The 19,838-nt window shown below is 37.5% G+C and carries 21 protein-coding genes, 1 pseudogene and 1 riboswitch; of the genes and pseudogenes, 11 read left to right on the top strand and 11 right to left on the bottom strand.

Annotated features, from left to right (window positions below):
* Positions 1–150: 150 nt before the first annotated feature.
* Positions 151–561 (top strand): hypothetical protein, encoded by a 411-nt coding sequence (locus H1D32_RS02555; protein ID WP_261176591.1) that lies wholly within the window; start codon positions 151–153, stop codon positions 559–561.
* A 346-nt stretch (positions 562–907) separates the two neighbouring features.
* Here the strand turns inward: H1D32_RS02555 and H1D32_RS02550 are convergent, their stop codons facing one another.
* The gene (locus H1D32_RS02550; RefSeq protein ID WP_261176590.1) at positions 908–1,039 is read right to left on the bottom strand and encodes a hypothetical protein; all 132 of its coding nucleotides are present in this window, start codon (positions 1,037–1,039) and stop codon (positions 908–910) included.
* A gap of 442 nt (positions 1,040–1,481) precedes the next feature.
* On the opposite strand from H1D32_RS02550, the gene H1D32_RS02545 reads away from it, so the two are divergent.
* Complete coding sequence (locus tag H1D32_RS02545; protein WP_261176589.1) at positions 1,482–2,498, top strand: DUF3231 family protein; 1,017 nt, start codon at positions 1,482–1,484, stop codon at positions 2,496–2,498.
* Positions 2,499–2,892: 394 nt separating this feature from the next.
* On the opposite strand, the pseudogene H1D32_RS02540 reads toward H1D32_RS02545, so the two are convergent.
* Both H1D32_RS02540 and H1D32_RS02535 read right to left on the bottom strand, forming a co-directional pair.
* Positions 2,893–4,495 (bottom strand): annotated as a pseudogene (locus H1D32_RS02540) (ABC transporter permease).
* Positions 4,495–5,397, bottom strand: a complete 903-nt coding sequence (locus H1D32_RS02535) for an ABC transporter ATP-binding protein (protein WP_261176588.1) — start codon at positions 5,395–5,397, stop codon at positions 4,495–4,497. The pseudogene H1D32_RS02540 and the gene H1D32_RS02535 overlap by 1 nt, the downstream one beginning before the upstream one ends.
* 331 nt (positions 5,398–5,728) lie before the next feature.
* Here H1D32_RS02535 and H1D32_RS02530 point away from each other — a divergent pair, with 331 nt between their 5' ends.
* The 7 genes from H1D32_RS02530 to H1D32_RS02500 all read left to right on the top strand — a co-directional run bounded on the left by H1D32_RS02530 (position 5,729) and on the right by H1D32_RS02500 (position 10,842).
* Entirely contained in the window at positions 5,729–6,313 is a 585-nt protein-coding gene (locus tag H1D32_RS02530; RefSeq protein ID WP_261176587.1) for a TetR/AcrR family transcriptional regulator, read from the top strand.
* A 127-nt stretch (positions 6,314–6,440) separates the two neighbouring features.
* On the top strand, positions 6,441–7,541 hold the full coding sequence (locus H1D32_RS02525) for an NADP-dependent isocitrate dehydrogenase (RefSeq protein WP_261176586.1): 1,101 nt from the start codon (positions 6,441–6,443) through the stop codon (positions 7,539–7,541).
* A complete protein-coding gene (locus H1D32_RS02520; RefSeq protein WP_261176585.1) occupies positions 7,496–7,906 on the top strand; it encodes a hypothetical protein in 411 nt (136 codons plus the stop codon). Before H1D32_RS02525 ends, H1D32_RS02520 begins: the two co-directional genes overlap by 46 nt.
* A gap of 774 nt (positions 7,907–8,680) precedes the next feature.
* Positions 8,681–8,777, top strand: a riboswitch (guanidine-I (ykkC/yxkD leader).
* Positions 8,778–8,840: 63 nt separating this feature from the next.
* Entirely contained in the window at positions 8,841–9,182 is a 342-nt protein-coding gene (locus H1D32_RS02515; RefSeq protein WP_261176584.1) for a DMT family transporter, read from the top strand.
* Complete coding sequence (locus tag H1D32_RS02510; protein ID WP_261176583.1) at positions 9,182–9,496, top strand: DMT family transporter; 315 nt, start codon at positions 9,182–9,184, stop codon at positions 9,494–9,496. The genes H1D32_RS02515 and H1D32_RS02510 overlap by 1 nt, the downstream gene beginning before the upstream one ends.
* 181 nt (positions 9,497–9,677) lie before the next feature.
* Positions 9,678–10,124, top strand: coding sequence for a CBO0543 family protein (locus H1D32_RS02505; protein WP_261176581.1), 447 nt, complete (start codon positions 9,678–9,680; stop codon positions 10,122–10,124).
* A gap of 130 nt (positions 10,125–10,254) precedes the next feature.
* On the top strand, positions 10,255–10,842 hold the full coding sequence (locus H1D32_RS02500) for a VanZ family protein (RefSeq protein ID WP_261176580.1): 588 nt from the start codon (positions 10,255–10,257) through the stop codon (positions 10,840–10,842).
* A 325-nt stretch (positions 10,843–11,167) separates the two neighbouring features.
* Here H1D32_RS02500 and H1D32_RS02495 read toward each other — a convergent pair whose 3' ends face one another.
* The 5 genes from H1D32_RS02495 to H1D32_RS02475 form a co-directional block, all read right to left on the bottom strand.
* A complete protein-coding gene (locus tag H1D32_RS02495) occupies positions 11,168–11,758 on the bottom strand; it encodes a class I SAM-dependent methyltransferase (protein ID WP_261176578.1) in 591 nt (196 codons plus the stop codon).
* A gap of 271 nt (positions 11,759–12,029) precedes the next feature.
* The gene (locus tag H1D32_RS02490) at positions 12,030–12,722 is read right to left on the bottom strand and encodes a DHHW family protein (protein WP_261176577.1); all 693 of its coding nucleotides are present in this window, start codon (positions 12,720–12,722) and stop codon (positions 12,030–12,032) included.
* Positions 12,723–13,161: 439 nt separating this feature from the next.
* The gene (locus tag H1D32_RS02485) at positions 13,162–14,571 is read right to left on the bottom strand and encodes an MBOAT family O-acyltransferase (protein ID WP_261176576.1); all 1,410 of its coding nucleotides are present in this window, start codon (positions 14,569–14,571) and stop codon (positions 13,162–13,164) included.
* A 156-nt stretch (positions 14,572–14,727) separates the two neighbouring features.
* Positions 14,728–15,063, bottom strand: a complete 336-nt coding sequence (locus H1D32_RS02480; RefSeq protein WP_261176575.1) for a DUF4358 domain-containing protein — start codon at positions 15,061–15,063, stop codon at positions 14,728–14,730.
* Positions 15,054–15,257 carry a hypothetical protein gene (locus tag H1D32_RS02475; RefSeq protein WP_261176574.1) on the bottom strand — a complete coding sequence of 68 codons (204 nt, stop codon included), beginning with the start codon at positions 15,255–15,257 and terminating at the stop codon, positions 15,054–15,056. Before H1D32_RS02475 ends, H1D32_RS02480 begins: the two co-directional genes overlap by 10 nt.
* 157 nt (positions 15,258–15,414) lie before the next feature.
* Between H1D32_RS02475 and H1D32_RS02470 the strand changes: the two genes are divergently transcribed.
* Complete coding sequence (locus H1D32_RS02470; protein WP_261176572.1) at positions 15,415–15,927, top strand: CBO0543 family protein; 513 nt, start codon at positions 15,415–15,417, stop codon at positions 15,925–15,927.
* A gap of 240 nt (positions 15,928–16,167) precedes the next feature.
* Here the strand turns inward: H1D32_RS02470 and H1D32_RS02465 are convergent, their stop codons facing one another.
* Positions 16,168–17,436, bottom strand: a complete 1,269-nt coding sequence (locus H1D32_RS02465) for a GntP family permease (RefSeq protein WP_261176570.1) — start codon at positions 17,434–17,436, stop codon at positions 16,168–16,170.
* Between the two features lie 216 nt (positions 17,437–17,652).
* Complete coding sequence (locus tag H1D32_RS02460) at positions 17,653–18,078, bottom strand: ASCH domain-containing protein (RefSeq protein ID WP_261176569.1); 426 nt, start codon at positions 18,076–18,078, stop codon at positions 17,653–17,655.
* 279 nt (positions 18,079–18,357) lie between these two features.
* Between H1D32_RS02460 and H1D32_RS02455 the strand changes: the two genes are divergently transcribed.
* Entirely contained in the window at positions 18,358–19,029 is a 672-nt protein-coding gene (locus H1D32_RS02455) for a hypothetical protein (RefSeq protein ID WP_261176568.1), read from the top strand.
* Between the two features lie 256 nt (positions 19,030–19,285).
* On the opposite strand, the gene H1D32_RS02450 is transcribed toward H1D32_RS02455, so the two are convergent.
* Entirely contained in the window at positions 19,286–19,672 is a 387-nt protein-coding gene (locus H1D32_RS02450; protein ID WP_261176567.1) for a GIY-YIG nuclease family protein, read from the bottom strand.
* Between the last annotated feature and the right edge of the window lie 166 nt (positions 19,673–19,838).

Below are 19,838 nucleotides of genomic sequence, written 5' to 3'. Positions count from 1 at the left end.
ATTTTTTTGATGATTTTCTAATTCATTATTTTCGCAACTAATTATAGATGATAGCTCGATTAAGGTAATTATGAAGTTCACTAAAATAAAAAAGCTAAATATTTGAATTTTATGTTAAGGTAAAAAAGAATGCTAAAGGAGTTGAATACTATGAAAAAATTAAGTTTCTTATTACTACTTGCTTTGGTTTTCCTTACAGCGTGTGGAAACAACTCTTGGGTTTTAGAGGACCATCGCTTAGGGGAGTTATCTGAGATCGAAAGCTATGTGAACGAATTACAAACTGAAAGAGTTATGTATAAGGGCTATAAAGTGTTCACGATTTCAGAAGGTAAAAAAGCGGTAGTTATTTCTCTAGGAAAGCCAGGAACACGACTAGATTTAGTTGAGGTGCAATCATCAAGTAAAGATACGGTGATAACAATTAAAAAAACAGACGATCGGACTGACTATAAAAATTCGTATATTGTCGTAGGACTTGATGAAATAAAGGGTGCCTTCTATGTTCTTGATGAAAATCAAGAAGAGTTTTTCGGTACCGGATATTACATGGGTAGGTAAAGACGGATTGATTTTACTGAATATTTTACTATTAGGTTTAATCGTATTTTCTCTGCTCGTTTCTACTACGGTCAGCCTATTGATTAATAAAAAGAACAATAACAAGTGGTTTGCTTTATTTGTTGCTTTTTTCACCAATACTCCTTTTTTATCAATCGTAATAGTCCTCCTTTTTATATTTGATGTCCAAACCTTTCATAACAGACTTCTGGGTTGTTTGGGAGTTTAGGTATTTTTGTATTACTATTTTTTATTCCGATCAACACTCTTTTAACCTTCTACATTCTCCAATTTTTAAGAGAAAAAAACACTAGGAAGCCTCCTAGTGTTTTCTTTATGATACTACCTAGTTAGTAGTCTCTTCATCTTCTTCTGTTTCATCAAATTCTTCATCTTCGTTAAACTCTACATCAGCTTCAGTTGGATCAAAGTTTTCTGTTGGTTGCTCATCCTCAAACCTGGTTCGCCATCCGTACAACCTACTAGTAAAACGATTGATAATAATATACTTGATAACACTAATAAAAGTTTCTTTTTCATTTTAAAATACCCCTCTCGTATGTCAGAAATTTGATCGCTTTTGGATCTAATTACAATTTACAGGAAAAATGTGATCAAATTATGACCAAAGTAAGAAAGGTTTTTTAACGAAGCATGAAAAATTAAAGACCTTAAGGAATTTCACGTAAAAACCATTCGCAACTACAGTTCGGTTTTAAATTGAATTTCAATGCACTTTGAATAAGGGAAAATTTTGCTTATATAAGCAGTAATAACAAGATATATCTAAGCTAATATTTGAAGGTTGTAAACGTAACATATTAGCATAAAACCATATCGTTTACGGAAGTGTCCTTGAATAAAAAGTAGTTTCTATCTAAAACTATTCCTAAGAACACTATTCTGCGGAGGTTTTCAACATGCCTAAAGAAAATATATCCCTTACTTCTTCTGAAATTGGTTCGTTATGGACCTCTTATATGAATGATAGTATGTCAAAATGCGTATTAAGCTTTATGATCAAGCATGTTCATGATGAAGATATTTATCCTGTCATTGAACAAGCACTTACCCTAACAAAGGCTCATTTAGAAAAGTTGACACTACTGTTTCAAGCAGAAAACTATGCGATTCCCACTGGTTTTACTGAAAGTGATCTCAATCCAAATGCTCCAAGTCTTTATACAGATACATTCTGTTTGACCTATATTAACCACATGGCAAAGGTCGGCATGCTAGGAAATAGTGGATTTTTATCAATGAGTGCACGAGAGGATCTCATTGATTTCTATACTTCGGCGCTTGTAGAAACAACTAAATTGTATAATCAAGGGACAAAGATTGCACTTGAGAAAGGGGTATACGTCCGTTCTCCTTATATTCCAGTTCCGCAAAAGATTGATTTTATCGACAAGAAAAATTATTTTAGTGGATTTAGTTTTTTAAACAAACAACGACCACTAAACTCTATCGAAATTTCTCATTTATTTATGAACATCCAAACAAATTTAATCGGGATGAAACTTGCCTTAAGCTTTGCACAAACCTCTCCCCTTAAAGCCGTCCAGGAATTTATGATAAGAGGTAGTGAGATATCTCAAAAACATGTTAAGGTTTTTTCAGGAACACTCCTTGATAATCATATTCCATCACCTATTAGCTCTGACGTCTGTATAACCGATTCAACGATACCGCCTTTCTCAGATAAACTAATGATGTTCCATATGTCGTTATTGAGTGCTACGGGGACTGGAAATTACGCGTTAGCAGCCTCGGCAAGCCAACGAAGTGATATCGTTCTAAATTACGAACGACTCTCCATAGAAATTGGTCAATATGCGAAAACTGGCGCAAATATTATGATTGAGAATAATTGGCTTGAACAACCACCTGGCACTACTGATAAAGAAAAACTAGCTTATCATAAAAACTCCTAATAATTATCCTACCAAGTGTAAAAACTTATCTTAAGGAGGCGAGACAAATGCTAATAATCATAACGTTTCTGGTTAAGGCACTCTTTCCAAATGTGATGCGAATGCTTCATCAAATGCGTTTAAACTTATTAAGCTTTTTATACCTCCTCAGACTTAACCACAACCTAATTTTCCGTTAGGATAAGTCTGAATATACTGGCTCTTCCATTCAGGGAGAGCTAGTTTTTTATGTTAGTTTTTAAAGACAAAACGGTCATCTCAACGTGATGACCGTTTACATTATTTCTATATGGTTAGATCCCAATGAAAGGTCACTTTCACCATTAGGGATGTAAATTTGATTTACTCTACCTGTACTTGATAAGAGAAAGTGAACTTTCTAAGACTGAACTATTTACAGGGTTAGATCCCGTTTTTTAAAGCCGATGAAGCCAATGACGATCAGAACGACAGCCACACCTGTCAGCACCGAAATCTTAAATACGTCTAAATCTTCAACTGGAAGCTTAGGGGTTTGCCCAAATGGTGAAAGTTTTCCAAGCCATTCTGGGAATTGCAGCAAGCCTCCTAAATAAACAATAAAGAAGGAATAGCCTAGGTATAGCCATGTGAAGCTTGTCATCGTTGGATAAAAACCAATGAGCACCACCGCTACACCAATCAAAATCCACATAGCTGGTAAATAAGCCATCGCTGCCTGAAAGATCGTTGTGAAAGAAATTGGATCATCCATCACAGCGGCCGCTGCCGACCACAAGCCAATAACAGCTAAAAATAGCATGATAAATCCAAAAACACAGATAGGAATACGTAACTCGCCATTAACCTTGTGCGTGAAACTGCACGAGCTAGAATATGTTCAAGGTGATTTCGCTTCTCCTCGCCTCTAAGCTTTGAGATCAGCATTAGGGCAGGGATCGTACAAATCATTGATATCACGGACATTAGCATCGTTAAATATTGTTCCGTTAGCGTAAGCCCTTCAGTAGCTTGTAACATTTCTCGCATCATTTCAGAGCTTTCTAAAAAGGCTTCTAAGTCACCTAACACCGAGCCATAGGACGTTCCTAATATGAACATCCCAATCGCCCACGCAATAATTCCTGTTCGTTGTAGTCTAAATGGTAGTCCAATCGTGCTTTTCAAAAAACGTGACGCGTGTTTTTTACCTGGCTTTGCCGGGAGCAATCCCGCACCTAAATCACGAATTGCATTTAAGTACAAGGCGATCGCTACCACTACAACTGAAGCCACAACCGTTAGAAGAATTGGCCACCAGTAGTTATTGACATACACTTCTGTTCCTAAAATCCAACCTAGCGGTGAAAACCAGGAAAGGAGCTCATTACTGACATCTCCAACTGCTCGAACGAGGTACGCCCTAACAAAATTGCAAAAGAAAACCCAATCGTGCCGCGGGTATTTCCTGATGCTTGGGCAAACAAAGCAGTAATAGCTGTAAAGAACATCCCCGTTGCGCCTAACCCTGCTCCGTAAAGAAGCGAGCCATTTAAGTCGAAACTTTCAATGCCTAAAGCAAACAGTCCAAAACCAACTAGCAATGCTAATAGCAGATTGGCACCAAACAGGACAAGCACAGTGGCACTTAAGTTAGACAGCCTTCCAACTGGAAACGAACGAATTAATTCAATTCGTCCTTCTTCCTCATCGGCACGTGTATGGCGAGTAACTAATAAAATACTCATGATTGCAACTGCGATTGCAGTAAATAACAGCATTTGATGAGCCATCATTGCTCCGAATGTATAATTATCTAATCCAAACCCAGGACCAACCATTGCTGTCATCGCCGGATTTTTCATAGTTTCAGCAATTGCCTGACGTTCTAAGTCACTTTGGTATAATCCCGTAAAGGCATTGGCCGTCAGGAGCGTAATGGCTGTTATTGAAAATAACCAAATTGGAAGACGGATGCGATCACGCCTGACAATAAATCTTGACAGTCTCCCTGTCTGATTGTACAGCTGCTTCCACATTAGGATGCACCTCCCGCTCCTGTATCTGTTTCGTAGTGGCGCATAAATAAATCCTCTAACTTCGGTGGTGAGCTTTCTAATCTGAGTAAGCCGAACTGACTTACGTACTTCATGACCGCATCCAATTCCTCTGGATCGACTTGGAAGGATAAGGCTTGGTCTTTCGTCGTTAGATCATGCACCCCTTTTAACTCATGTAAAGCGGTCACAGGTTGCTTCGTCTCCACCAACAAATTCGTTCTTGTTAAGTGACGTAGCTCTTGAAGTGTTCCCGTTTCAATGATCTTCCCTTGGCGAATAATTCCGACCCTGTCACATAACCGTTCGACCTCAGATAGAATATGACTTGAGAGCAGGACACTTTTCCCGGCCCGTTTCGCATCGATGATACAATCCTGGAACACCTTTTCCATGAGTGGATCAAGCCCAGATGTCGGCTCATCTAAGATAAATAAATCGGCATCGGATGAAAATGCAGCCACTAAAGCTACCTTTTGTCGGTTTCCTTTTGAGTAGGTGCGACATTTTTTTGAAGGATCTAAATCAAATTTTTCAATTAACTCCTCACGACGTTTTTGGTTCGATGACCCACGCATCATCATAAATAAGTCAATTACTTCACCACCAGTTAAATTGGGCCAGAGGTTCACATCTCCTGGTACATACGATAATCGCTTGTGAATTTCAACTGCATTTTTCCAAGCATCCATACCAAAAATCGTTGCATCTCCTTCGCTCGCTTTTAAGATGCCGAGTAAAATTCGAATCGTTGTTGATTTCCCCGCCCCATTTGGACCGATAAAACCAAATACTTCGCCACTCTTCACTTCCATGTTTACACCATCTAATGCTGCGAACTTACCAAACCGTTTTGAGACATTGACTGTTTTTAATATGGTCATCGTAAATCCTCCTCTATAGGATCTTTTTTAAACGCTCTTTTCTAAAAGATTGTTGTCGTAACCAAGCGAATGCTTGGTTCTTCACGCTTTGCGTGAAGCTTTTGAGAATAAAAAGCCATTCGGACAAATATATTTGTCCCAAAAAGCTTATATATTCTCAAAAGACGACCTAAAAGAAACAAAGTTTACAAAAACAGCCTTTTAAAAAAATGAAATATTTTTACTTATATAGTTCATAATATACAAAAACAATACTCCTGACAATAGTTTATGAACTCTTTTCATTGTTTTATTACATAATTTTTATTACACTAAGAGTGAGGTGAAAAACATGGACGGTTTCCAACGACGACGTGAACAAAAGAAACGAAATATCCTTGAGGCCGCTTTAGATCTTTTTATGAAGCACGGCGTCCAAAAAGTCTCTATTGCCGAAATTGCCAAAGAAGCAAAGGTATCGCAGGTGACGATCTATAATTATTTTGAAAGCAAACATAATCTAATTCATGAAATTTTCATCTATTATGTAGATAAAGCTGTTGAGGATTTTGAAAAGGTTATTCATGCAAATATCACTTTTCCCGAAAAGATACAGAAACTTATTTTTAATAAAAAAGAAGTGGCTACTCAAATCAACGAAGAATTTTATCAATACTTGATGAAGGAATATTCTGAAGGTAACTACATTGAAAAGATCTATGCCGAGAAGGCGATTCCTTATTTTAACCAGTTATTCCTAGAGGGTAAGGAAAAAGGCTATATTGACCCAAACCTTTCAAATGAAGCCATCCTCTTTTACATCAACATGTTAAAGGATTATATGCAAAAGGAAGAGGTCTATCAAAAAGTCCTGCCGTTGACTGAGGACATTACAAACATCTTCTTTTATGGAATGATGGGAAAACGGGAAGAATAAATACTACATGCTGACCTCCATTGGCTGGAGGTTTTTTTGCGAGGTAAATCACCTTAATAGCGTTATTAAGTTAAAATATGGTAAAATACAACTTAGTTTGTAAACTAACTATGAAAGGGAGATCGTTATGACAGAAAAACGCGCGATTACCGTTGCTCGTGGAGATGGAATTGGCCCGGAGATTATGGATGCTACGCTAAGAATTTTAGACCATGCTGGGGCAATGATCGAACCTGAGTTTATTGATATTGGTGAGAAAGTATACTTAAGTGGACAAACATCAGGAATTTCAGATGACGCTTGGGAGTCCCTGAGACGTACAAAGGTTTTCTTAAAAAGCCCGATTACCACACCACAGGGTGGTGGATATAAAAGCTTAAATGTAACGATCCGTAAAACGCTAGGCCTATATGCAAATGTACGACCTAATGTATCCTATGCCCCATTCGTACAAACCAAACATCCAGACATGAATATGGTCATCATTCGTGAAAACGAAGAAGATCTATATGCTGGCATTGAGCATCAGCAAACACCAGAGGTTGTCCAATGCTTAAAGCTAATAACCCGTCCTGGCACAGAAAAAATCGTCCGTTATGCGTTTGAATATGCCCGTAAAAATAATCGTAAAAAAGTTACCTGCTTTACCAAAGATAACATTATGAAATTAACTGATGGTCTTTTTCATAAAGTATTCCGCGAGATTGCTGTTGAATACCCCGACATTGAAACCGAGCATTGGATTATAGACATCGGTATGGCCAAAATCGCTGATACGCCACAAGAATTTGATGTCATTGTAATTCCAAATTTATATGGAGACATTGCTTCAGATGTTGCAGCACAAGTTACTGGTAGTGTTGGACTTGCTGGATCAGCAAACATCGGTGATCAGGTAGCGATGTTCGAGGCAATTCACGGGAGTGCACCAGATATAGCCGGCAAAGGAATCGCAAATCCGTCTGGGTTAATACACGGTGCAATTATGATGTTAGTGCATATAGGTCAAACAGATGTGGCGGCACGAATACATAACGCCTGGTTGAAGACTATTGAAGACGAGGTCTTTACAGGAGATATTGCCAAAGGTCGCTTTGCTGTCGGTACAAAAGAATTTGCCGATGCTGTCATCGCAAGACTAGGGCAGCTTCCATCAACATTTAACCCAGTCGAATATAAAAAGTGGAAGCTTCAGCAGACGAGGATCGATTTAAACTTGCTCCATTAGTGAAAGATCGACCTAAAGCAGAAGTCGTTCGCGAACTAGATGGTGTTGATGTATTCTTATTTAACAACGAACTTGTTTCCGATGAGATCGGGGAAAAACTAGAAGCAGTAGCTGGACCGGAGTTTTCTCTCGCTGTCATTACAAATCGCGGCGTTAAAGTATATCCAGGTGGTTTCCCAGAAACCTTCACTACCGACCACTGGCGCTGCCGCTTTCAAATCAATCCCGAGCAAAAATCAATCACAAACGAGGATATCTTGAAACTTTTAAGCCGTGTTCAACAAGCAGGCTTAGATTTCATTAAAATCGAAAACCTCTACCGCTTTAACGGCGAGTTAGGATATTCATTAGGGCAAGGACAATAAGAAAGAGGCTGACTTTGGTATAGTCAGCCTTTTTGCCTATAGAAATTTACATTTATAAGTTCCTACGGACCGCAACCTCCTGAAAAATATAAAATTCAGTCACGTAGAACGGTCCTATGTGCCGCAATCTCCCCAAATATGTAAAATCCAGTCTCACAAAATCGTTTTATGTGCCGCAACTTCCTAAAATATGTAAAATCCAGTCTCACAAAATCGTTTTATGTGCCAAAACCTCCTAAAATATGTAAAATCTAGTCTTGCAAAATCGTTTTACGCGCCGGAACTTCCTAAAATATGTAAAATTCAGTCTCGCAAAATCGTTTTATGTGCCGAAACCTCCTAAAATATGTAAAATCTAGTCTTGCAAAATCATTTTATGTGCCACAACTCCCTAAAATATGTAAAATTTAGTCTCACAAAATCGTTTTATGTGCCAAAGCCTCCTAAAATATGTAAAATCTAGTCTTGCAAAATCGTTTTACGCGCCGGAACTTCCTAAAATATGTAAAATTCAGTCTCACAAAATCGTTTTATGTGCCAAAACCTCCTAAAATATGTAAAATCTAGTCTTGCAAAATCGTTTTACGCGCCGGAACTTCCTAAAATATGTAAAATTCAGTCTCACAAAATCGTCTTACGAGCCACCCCCCTAAAATATGTGATATCCAGTCACGTAGAATCGATCTATAAGCCCTCCCCCTAAAATAAGTAACACCCAGTCTCGCATAGTGTCCACACTCTTTCGCTTTGTCCTTCCTTCTTGTATAATTCTAATGAAAGGTTTTCTAGGGTTCCGCAATATACTATTGGTCTGGTCCGAGAGAAAACCCACAGCTTAGCTGTGGCACGGAGGGAAAAAAGCCCGGGAGATCTTTTACAGGTCTCTCGTTTTTTTTGTATTTTTTGATAAGAATATCATTAGGGGGTTTTTTTAATGAATAGAGATTGGCTTAAAGTATTCATTGCTGCTTTTTTTGAGGTCTTTTGGGTCATCGGCTTAAAGTATGCCACTGGTTTTTGGAGTTGGAGTGTGACGGTTATTTCAATCATAGTCAGCTTTTATTTAATGATCATGGCAGCCAGAAAGCTACCGGTTGGAACCGTTTATGCTGTTTTTGTAGGCCTTGGGACTGCCGGGACCGTTTTTTCGGATATTATGTTTTTTGGTGAACCATTTAAAGTTGAAAAAATATTGCTCATTCTCATTTTATTATCCGGTGTCATTGGTTTGAAGCTAGTGACAAAAGAAGATGTTAAAGAAGGAGCTGATGCATAATGGCTTGGGGTTCTTTGATTATTGCAGGAATATTTGAGATGTTTGGTGTATTAATGATCAACAAGCTACATAGAGACAAAAATTGGCAGTCTTTCCTTCTCTTACTGATAGGTTTTGGAGCAAGCTTTCTATTTCTTGCTCATGCTATGAAAACATTACCAATGGGTACCGCCTATGCGATCTGGACGGGAATTGGTGCGTCAGGGGGAGCGATCTTAGGAATGATTTTATACAATGAGCCTAAGGACTGGAAACGAATCGTATTTATCGGTATGGTGCTAGGGGCAGCGATCAGTTTGAAGCTCATATCTTAAATAACAAAACAAAACGAGCATCCCCATGGGGTATAAAATCTGTTAGAAGGTACAGAAAATCTGTGCCTTTTTGTTTTGCACCAATTTCATATTTTTTTCATTTTAGCTATTCATGTAGTTATGAAATCACTCGTATAAATACTTTTATATACCAAATAATAGGAATGGAGGTTGATGCTTAATGTTCTTAAATATTCTCTTTGGGTTTATAATTCCTTGGATCTTTGGATTGAAGTTATACGACAAAGATAAAAAATCGCTCTTACTCATAGGTCCATTCGCTTCTGTTGTTGCTTTTACTTTTGATGTCATTGGTCAAGCAAAGTTCTGGAGGACCAAACCGATTTATAAAACAAAATTAGTCTCATCAATTCCTGTACATTTAGGCGTTTACCCTATCTCAGCAGGGTACCTGACCTATTTTTTACGTAAGAGGAACCTAAATAGTGTACTAGTCATTGCCATTTTTAGTTTCATACTTACTTTATTTGAACTAGTCTCAGTAAAACTCAAACGAGTTCGATATCAAAACGGTTGGAACATTTATTGGACATTTGTTTCATATCTCATAGCTGGTGGACTTTGTTATTGGTACAATAAGCAATTAAAGAAACTCCAGGTTTTTTAGAGAAACACCTCACTTCAGAATGAACTGCACCCCATTATTGTTTAGGATTGCAGTTCATTTACGTGAGGTGTTTCTCTGTTATAATAACCTAAAGGTTATCCATTATCGTTGAACGGAGTGGCGCAGAAAAATGAAAAATACAGTAACACTAAGTTTCGTCTATTCTCAAATTGTCTTTTTCCTGTTCTTACCCGTATGGCTTGAAATAACAAAGTACTTACATACACTAGTAATCGGTGTTATATGGTTTTGTATTACAACGTTTGTTTTCTTTATTGTCTGCTGGATCAAAAAAGAGACCGTAACCATTCCACCAATAGTCCTTCATATTATTACCTTGCTATATGCGTTTGGACTTTTTGTGCTATTGTTTTTTAGACCCCAAAATCAAAACTACGGAACAATCAATCTTATTCCCTTTGAAACAATTGTTTTTTATTTATCAGGACAAGTGGATTATTTAATTGCACTATACAATTTAAGCGCAAATATCGGCCTATTTATTCCTTTTGGATTGTATTACGGATACATCAAAGGCAGATCGAGATTGAAACAACTACTGGTTATTGCCATCTTCTCAGTTTGCTTGATTGAGATTCTACAATTTCTGACTAGAAGAGGGAGCTTAGATATTGACGATCTCATTCTAAATGTTCTTGGTGTTTTGCTGGGCTATCTCATCTACCCTCAATTCCAAAAGGTCTTAAAAACCATGTAATTCGCAAACTAACGACAGGTTTTTTCTAATTTTCACCGTTTTTTTCATAAAAAACTCGCCTCTCATACGAGCTTGGATATTTCGTTTGATAGCATCATAAAATCAATGAGAAGTACTTTTTTCCCTCTCTACTAAATGTAGTGCAATCTGATAAATACTCGTCGTCTAATTACCAACAAATATCTTCGTTGCCTTTGCCATCCGCTGCCTCCTCTAGTTGTGATCTCATTTAAATGTTTTAGCAGGTTGAGTATACAAATATTGGAACTTAATAAACCCCAAAACTTAGTAGTAATACGAAGTTCCGGAGCTTGTTTCGATTGCCCTAGCTTTTTTTCGCAATTATTGTTACTGCGAAACTAGACAAATGTGATATCATTGAAATGATTTCAAAACCAGCATCTTTAACGGTTTGCTCTGTGTTTCGATTAAGGTGACAACCGTCGCACAATCGTTTCCAAAGGGGCGTTATCATGTTTTGTAAAATAGCAAATAACGGTTGCTGCATTTTTACATGTTCAATTATCAATATCCTTCCAGACGGTTTCAGCACTCGCTTCATTTCCGCTACCGCTTGTGTTGGATTGTCAACTGAACAAAGAACCAGTGTGACAACAACCGTATCAAATTGTTCATTAGCAAATGGTAGCTTCTCAGCTCGACCTTCGATGATCGTTATCGGCACACTTGCTTGTTTGCCTTTTTCCTCAGCCTTCTCAATCATATAGGTATTAGGTTCAAGTGCAATTACTTTATCACAATGTTGATAGTGACGAAAATTAATCCCCGTACCAGCGCCAATTTCTAACACTTTTCCACGTGCGTGGGTAAGTAACTCTTTACGCCACGACGTTATAAATTTATCTTCCACTGGTTTCATGAACGCATCATAATACCTCGCAAATACTTTTCCCATGCATCTTCCTCACTTTTTAAGAAACGAGTGTTTTACTTCGTTGGTTCTCTCTAATTAACCCATCCATTTTTATCTAGAGTTAAATTAATCAAACGTTTAATTAACTTTGTTAATCAAGTCCAATCCCTTGAAACAGAAGACTTTCATAATCATTTTGATTTCTTAATCAAACGTTTGATTAAAACTTGAAACAGCTTTGTTTGAGTCAATTTTTCGAGGATCCAAAATTAATCAAACGTTTAATTAATAATGAAATGACATTGGTTAACCCCTACCTCTGCAACCAAATCAGATTCGAATCATTTGTAAAATTAGCTATGTTATACAGAAACAACACTTCAGATATATCATGTTCACTCAGATAAGTATCAATACTTAACCGGTAATAGCGGAGATCAATCACATGTAGTTCTTCAAAGTGGTTCGCTAAGAATGGGAGAAATGCATGGGCATATGAATCTTTCATTACTGCAAGTTTGCGACCATTTTGAATGCTAGAAGTTATTTTTACGTGACTATGGTTTCCATTTAAAAACAATGCATATTGGTCCTTTCGGTTTAAAAAGTTCCATTCAAATAGGGTGTCGGTAATTGATTGACCACCTTCGTATTCCACACGATAGCTAATTTCAAATTTGGGTTCAAATACTTCGATCGTATCTGGTGTAATCCGGCGTGGTTTTGCCTTAGAATGATACGTACCGTAAAAATTATCTGAAACAATCGTATGGTGAAAATCTTCGCTACGAAATGGTGTAACCGCCAACGCCTTTGCAGCTGTTTCATAAGCATAAAAAGCGCCTCTCATTGTCCAATGGTGATCGGTTCGAAAATAAATCGAATCGTCCTTTTTTCTGTTGAGGCTTTCGTAGACATCAAGATAGACAAGCGTATCCGCCAACTCTTTTTCAATATTCTCCAGCGTTTCTTTCTGACTGTACGTTTCAGCATACATTGGCAACATATCTTCATATATCGCAATCGATGTTGGTGCGAGTAAAAAGTAAACAGTGGTTCCCACTCTGTTTTTGAAAAAGAGCGAAGGCTTTCGAGATTACGTTGGAGCTGTTCTCCTGGTTCCACAAAACGCTCAAACAAATAGCCTTCACGACCAAATAACACCCCATTATTTTCTTGTTTTAATAGCGCTTGGTTTGCATCTGCCTTTAACCCTGTCCAAAACTCTTTCCAGACGAATTGATCACTCATGTACACCTCAAAATCATTTGTAAAATCTCCGGATAGAAAGCTTTTCCAAGAAAACACTGGCATTTGTGAGAGAACCCGATTTTCCTGCTCGGAAAAATTACGATCCGCTTCTACTACATTAAATAGTCCAATTAATCCTATAAACCCAAGAAATATCCCGATTACTAGTTTATTCATGTCAACCATCCCCCCTCCTAAAACCGAAAATAGAGAAACGGATTGTAGGATTCATCAACTAAATAGGCAGTTGCTACTAATAGGATACTAGTGTAATAAACAGCAGGAATTATTGTGATTAATCTTACCCTTTTCTGATTAGTCTTACTGGAAACATAGCTAAGAGCAGGTGTCGCTGCAATGATCAAAATAAGCAGTAGAATGATATTTGTGTAAAAATAATACAAGAACTGTGTATCGTATAAAGTGTTTCCTGATAACCAGAACATTGATTTTGCATAGACAGTTGCTGTGGCCAATTCCTCAAACACAAATAAAACCCAACTAAAGCTGATGATAAAGAGCAAATACAGATGCTGAAAAAATGGGTGTTGCTTACTGAGCATTCGTAGTAACCCTGCTTTTTCAACCACAATAATCAGTCCAAAATATAACCCCCACAAAGCATAATTCCAGCTCGCACCATGCCATAAGCCAGTTAGCCCCCAAACCAGTATGAGATTTCTAAATGTAGCAAATTTCCCATGTTTACTTCCACCAAGCGGAATAAAGACGTAATCGCGAAACCAAGCTCCAAGTGAGATATGCCATCTTCGCCAAAACTCGGTTACGCTTTTAGCGATAAACGGATAATGAAAGTTTCTTGGGAAGTTAAATCCAAACATCTTCCCTAACCCGATAGCCATATCGGAGTAGCCACTAAAATCAAAATAAATTTGAAATCCAAATGCAATAACCCCAATCCACGCTGTCATCATCGATATTTCACTTGGAGTCTGACTAGAAATATCACTCCAGAGCATGCCAATATTATTTGCTAGCAACACCTTTTTACCTAGCCCTATGATAAAGAGCCTAACACCATCCGCAAATTGTGCCGTATCCCATTTACGATTGTGGAGGTCATCAACAATTGACTTATAGCGGACGATTGGTCCTGCAATCAGCTGTGGAAATAATGACACATACATTGCTAAGGCAATCGGATTTTTTTGCGGCTGGACCTGACCACGATATACATCTATCGTGTAGGACATCGTTTGAAACGTATAAAAGGAGATGCCGATAGGGAGTGGTAATTGCAAAAGCGCTATATCTGTTCCTAAAACTGAATTAATATTCTCAATTAAGAAGTCTGCATATTTAAAGAAGCTAAGGACTCCTACGTTGATGAGTATCGAGGAGAGCAAAATCATTTTCGCTTTCACACGTTCATTCAGACGATATCTAACAATCAACAGCCCATGAAGATAATCAGAGCATGCTGAAAAGATCATTAAAACTATATATACAGGCTCTCCCCAAGCATAAAAGATGAGACTCACGAGCAGTAATACGAGATTTTTTCCTTTGCCAGGACTCATGTAATAGATAAGAAGAGCGAGCGGTAAAAAGAAAAACAAGAAGGTTAAGCTACTAAATACCATGTTCCCACTTCCAGTACAGTATCATAAATAAAGGATCTTTTCTAAACTTATATCATGTAACACTGATATAAGTTTAGAAAAGATGACCTGAGATCTTGAAAACCAACGTTATTATGCAATGTTGAAAAAAAGGCACAAAAAGTGCCTTTTTCATTATTATTTATTGCTGCTATTAAAGACATCGACGATTTTTTCTGGGTCACTATACGTGACATACAATAAGAAGTTTCCATCAGTAGTTATCACATTATTTTTTACCTTTTCGTATTGGTCTGGTAAATATTGCGACCAAGTTTGAACCTGAGCTTCCTTTTCTCTTTCTAACACTTCTTTTAACGACTCCGCGCTTTTTTCGTCAGCAGCTTCAAAGAGAATGATTAGATCAGAGTTTATATTCATCATTGCTGCTATTACAACACCATTTGCAAGCTGTTCTTTACTGATATTTTGGTTCTCCATAAAGAAGGCGCCACTTTCATCCATCAAATCCATTTCAAATAAACCTGTGAAACATCCGTAACATCACCGTTGGTTTGCTCCTTTAAATCCTCTGACATTTGTGCTTTAATGTCAGTTACAATTTCCTCAAATGAAATTTCACTCTTGTTGTCTACTTCACCACTCGCACACCCTACCGCTACCAATAAAACTAGTACAAAAACTACTAAACTACTAAACTTTTTCATGTTGTCCTCCTAATAATATGTATTTAATTGTCTTTCTATAAGTTAGACGAGGCTGTTGCTAGTTTGGTGTCATATTTTTTCGGAAACCTTGTTTTGTCTACTCTTCTATTAAAATGGGCATACTATTTAAAAAATAATTCTTAGGAGCAAGAGCTGAATGTACTTAATACTAGTAGTCGTGGTATATATTGTTTTAGCAAAGATCTTTATTGATTGGAAAAGATGGCAGGAATATTATCCAACCATCCTCTATTACATTGTTTGCAATCTACTATACAACTTTTTATTTTACAACCACACATTATGGGCATACCATGCAGTTACATTTGATTGGTTAAATCACACACTTATTGAACTAACATTTACGTTCTTTATTGTCCCAGTTGTATTAATGATTTTTCTACAGTACTACCCAAAGGGAAAAAAGCAAATTGTTTATCTTGCAGCATGGGTAGCGTATTTTTCATTCCTTGAATATTTGTTTGTTAAAAAGGGATTATTCTTATTTGATAATGGCTGGCACCTTGGTTGGTCAACTTTATTTAACGTTATTACATTCATTTTAATAAGGATACATTACAAAAAACCACTTTTAGCACTGACGATATCGATTCCAACCATCGCGGTCCTACTAATGTTCTTTCACCCTGCTCTTCATGACTTAAAATAAGGGAATGATACCAGATGTCTACACCACTATTTATTGTCCTTTTACTTTCTACCTACTTAAGCATGGCACTATACTTGAAGTACTTAAAGAAGAAGTAAAAAACCTACAAATTAGTGAAAATTAGGTCCGGGGCTTTACCCAAAAAATAGCCTCTCACAGGAAAGTTCACTCTCTATTCTTTTTTTAAAAAATTCTCTACTACAATTTGCTTCGTGTTGGTGAAAGTGAACTTCCGAACTTTTATAAAGTAGAACCAATTACACCATATATCAGCGTCGACAACATAACGATTCCTAGGCCAATCAACGTTTCATATGGTAAGAGTTTGAAGCGTTCCTTTAAGTCCATGTTTACACTACCACGAGTGATATGAAAATATGTACCATGCGGTAGGTGGTCTAGGACGGTTGCCCCGGCATGAACCATCGCTGCTCCCGCTAATGCTTGCACGCCCAACTGCATGATCGTTGGGGCAAAGACAGTACCTGCAACAGCAGTCGCCGCTGCAGTAGAACCAGTTGCCGCTGACATAGTGACACCTGCAATTGGAGCAATCCAGTATGGGGCAATTCCTAGGTACTCTATAACGTCTAAAGTTAAGGGAATTATAGCTGAATGAGTAATAATGCCTGCTAATGTCCCTGTCCCAAGGAGCAAAATTGCAATACCTGTCATTTTGGAAATCCCTGATGTCAAAAATGAATTTAGTTGTGTACCCTTTTTCATAATAAGAGCCCCAACAACACCACCAAATGGAAGTGCAATTAGTGGGTCAATTTTTATATTGAATAAAGGTTGCAAAAGTAATAACATAATAGCGACCAACGGACCACTTAAAGCACTTAACAATGATGGTAGCTTTTCATTATGCTGTTCTTGAAGATCAATATCTTTTACAAGACTCCCTCGATTAACTAGACGCTTCGAAAAAAGGTAAGTAATCAAAACTCCACCTATAGCTGGTAAGAGTCCAGCAAACATCACCGAAGTAAGTGGCACCTGGAAGGCTTCAGCTGCTGCAATTGTATTTGGATTCGGTGAGATAATATTACCAGCTTTCCCACCTCCAGATATCGCTAGTAAAATAGCAAACTTGGAGATGTTTGCACGTTTTGCAATCGATAATGCTATCGGGGCTACAGTTAAAATGGCTACTCCGATAAAAACTCCTACACCTGTCAAAATCATCGTTGCACCAGTTATCGCTAGTAACGCTTTTGTTTCACCAAGCTTATGTAAGATTGTTTCCGCAATTTTCTTTGCTGCCCCCGATTCAATTAAGACTCCTGCAAGTACGCCAGCAGCTAAAACGCGGAGCACAACTCCTGTCATCCCTTCTGCCCCACGTACCATAACTTGAACAGTCTCTCCTATCGCTAAACCACCAACAAGTCCTCCTGTTAACGCCCCAAGCATCATTGCATACGCTGGGTTTACCTTCCTTAGGATTAAAGCAACTGTTAAAAAGAGTCCCACTAACGTCCCAAAACTACTTATTTCTAAATCCACTCAATCACCCTCAGTTCCACCACTAAAAAATTTTTGTTAGTTTCACCTGTAAAATAGCAATAACCTGCCACAGTATAAAATACACATGTCAAAATCTCGGCATGCGTGTAATTTAATATGTTATATAGATTTGTTTTTAAGATTAACTATTCGTTATGTTAGAAGTAAAAACCTTTTAGGTTCTAATGACTAATTTTTTTAGCACTATCTCATTCTTTATAAATCAAATTCCCAAAGCCCTAGCTGGCCTTTTGCCGGGATAAAAGTCTCTAGAACTTTCATGTCGGATATTACCCAAGCATAGTTACCAACATCATAATCACCTAAGAAAAAGTCATTGCCAGATACCTTTCGTCCATCTTCAAGAATTGCCCACGTATCATCTTTTTCTATTACCTTTAAACAATGCTCAAGATTACAGACCGCTATGATCTCTCCCGTTGGCAGTGTCTCAGTTGTGTAGCCATGCTTTCCTAGCAACGATTGAATTGCTACATGGCTACAAACAGCCTTATTAATTTTTTTGCTAGTATGTATTGCTAGCGGGCCACGATAATTCGTTTTCCACGTCCTTGTTTCATATTGAGCTTCTCTTAGAACAAACAGACTTGCCCAAGGTTGTATCATCGATAAGACTTTCATTTTCATAGCCTCCAATCGTTTTATCTTAGGGTGTCCCGACTAGAGAATGTTATAAGTTAAGGTTAGAACAGCAATTATTCATCTAACACTTTGACTAAAGAATTAGTTCGTTTCCTTTTTGGGGTCTGACCCCCGGCGCTGTACAGCTTTAAAGCGCCGGGGGTCAGACCCCAAAAAGACCTTTAGTATTAATAAAAGGAATGTGAACTTCGGCTAAAGAATATTATTAAGTATGCTGGAAGTAAAGAAGTTATTCTTTATGGTATATTAGGAGGATTTATGAGAACGACAAAAATACAAAACCGCTTAAAACAATATATTTTAGATAAACTTCATTTACTTAGAGTAGAAGAGTTAGACTTGCCTGACCATGCAATCAATGAATTTGAGGACATTTATCATAATGTACTAACTGCTGAAGGTAATTCTATTACTTATAAAAGCAGCTACCCAAAATACCAGTTTCTAAATTATATTATTGAAAATAAAAACGTATTAGTACATGGCTCTAATAACTCCTTGATTAGTAGTTTCGAGCCAAAAGAAAGCTCCCTCTTTAATGGTAGACCAATTAAAGCTGTTTTTGCTGCGAGCGATGGCGTATGGTCATTATTTTTTGCCGTTAAAAAACGAGAAGGATATATAGGTTCACTTAGAAATCTTTGCATTACTGTTCCAACAAAGAAAGGAATAAAGCGTTATTATTATTTTTCTATTAATAATGAAGATGCTCATGACACTTGGACAAATGGTACCATATATATCTTGCCGAAGAACTCTTTTAAACGAGGTGGAATTTCGGACGAGTGGGTATGTGAACATGATGTGGCGCCAGTTGCGAAACTCTCGGTAACTCCAACCGATTTTCCCTTTTTAGATAAAGTCAGCACACATATCGAGACAGACTCTGCATTAAAAACAATTTTGAAAGCCATGTTTATTAAAAAGTAACATTGTGTTTTAACCTAAGGATCTTATCTAATAGATTGTTATTATTAGCTGTTTTGACATAGCTACGCCATATTCTTTCTATGAAAAGAGCCTTAGTAAAGAAATAAGATGAAACATTATTATAGAACGTGTGACTTACTTTGACGAAACAGTATGTAAACAAGCTGCAAAAAATATTGTAATGAGGTGCAAACGTGCACCTCTTATTTGTTTGATATGTAGAATTCTACTTAAATCAGCCCTATCAAATTGCAAATCAAAGTTGGACAGCAGTATAAAACAAATGAGAGGTACATCTACAGTCGGACGAACCGAATCCTTTCACGGGTGTACTTCCTCTGCTTTCTTTCATTAATCTTTGGAAAAGCAGACATTCTCCCTCATTTCCTGGAAACGTTTCAACTTCCAGTACTTCAACGAAAGGACGTAAATAATCGAAATGCCAGCGCTGCTTTTTCTCTATTCTAATGTGACGATTAATTCTATGCTGAATATTTCGCTTAGCACTACCAACATAGACATAAAAACCCTTTTGAAAAGAGAACGTACCAAGCTTTCCTATTGTAATCTCCGGCTTATCTTCAGTCATCACAGCCTTTATCGCATATAACGTATCATTCAAATCATAGTTTACCGGTTTCATGTTTTTCATTATCCTTTCTGTGCATCTGGGGTCTGACCCCCACCACTGTAAAGCTTTAAAGCACCGGGGGTCAGACCCCCAATAATTGACCCCCAATAATTAATATAATTCAAATAAATTAATAGACGTTTATTATATGGTAGCTGTTGTCCATACTTAATGTAAA

The organism is Anaerobacillus sp. CMMVII (genome assembly GCF_025377685.1).
Taxonomy (GTDB): domain Bacteria; phylum Bacillota; class Bacilli; order Bacillales; family Anaerobacillaceae; genus Anaerobacillus.
This window is presented reverse-complemented; position numbering and strand designations above follow the sequence as displayed.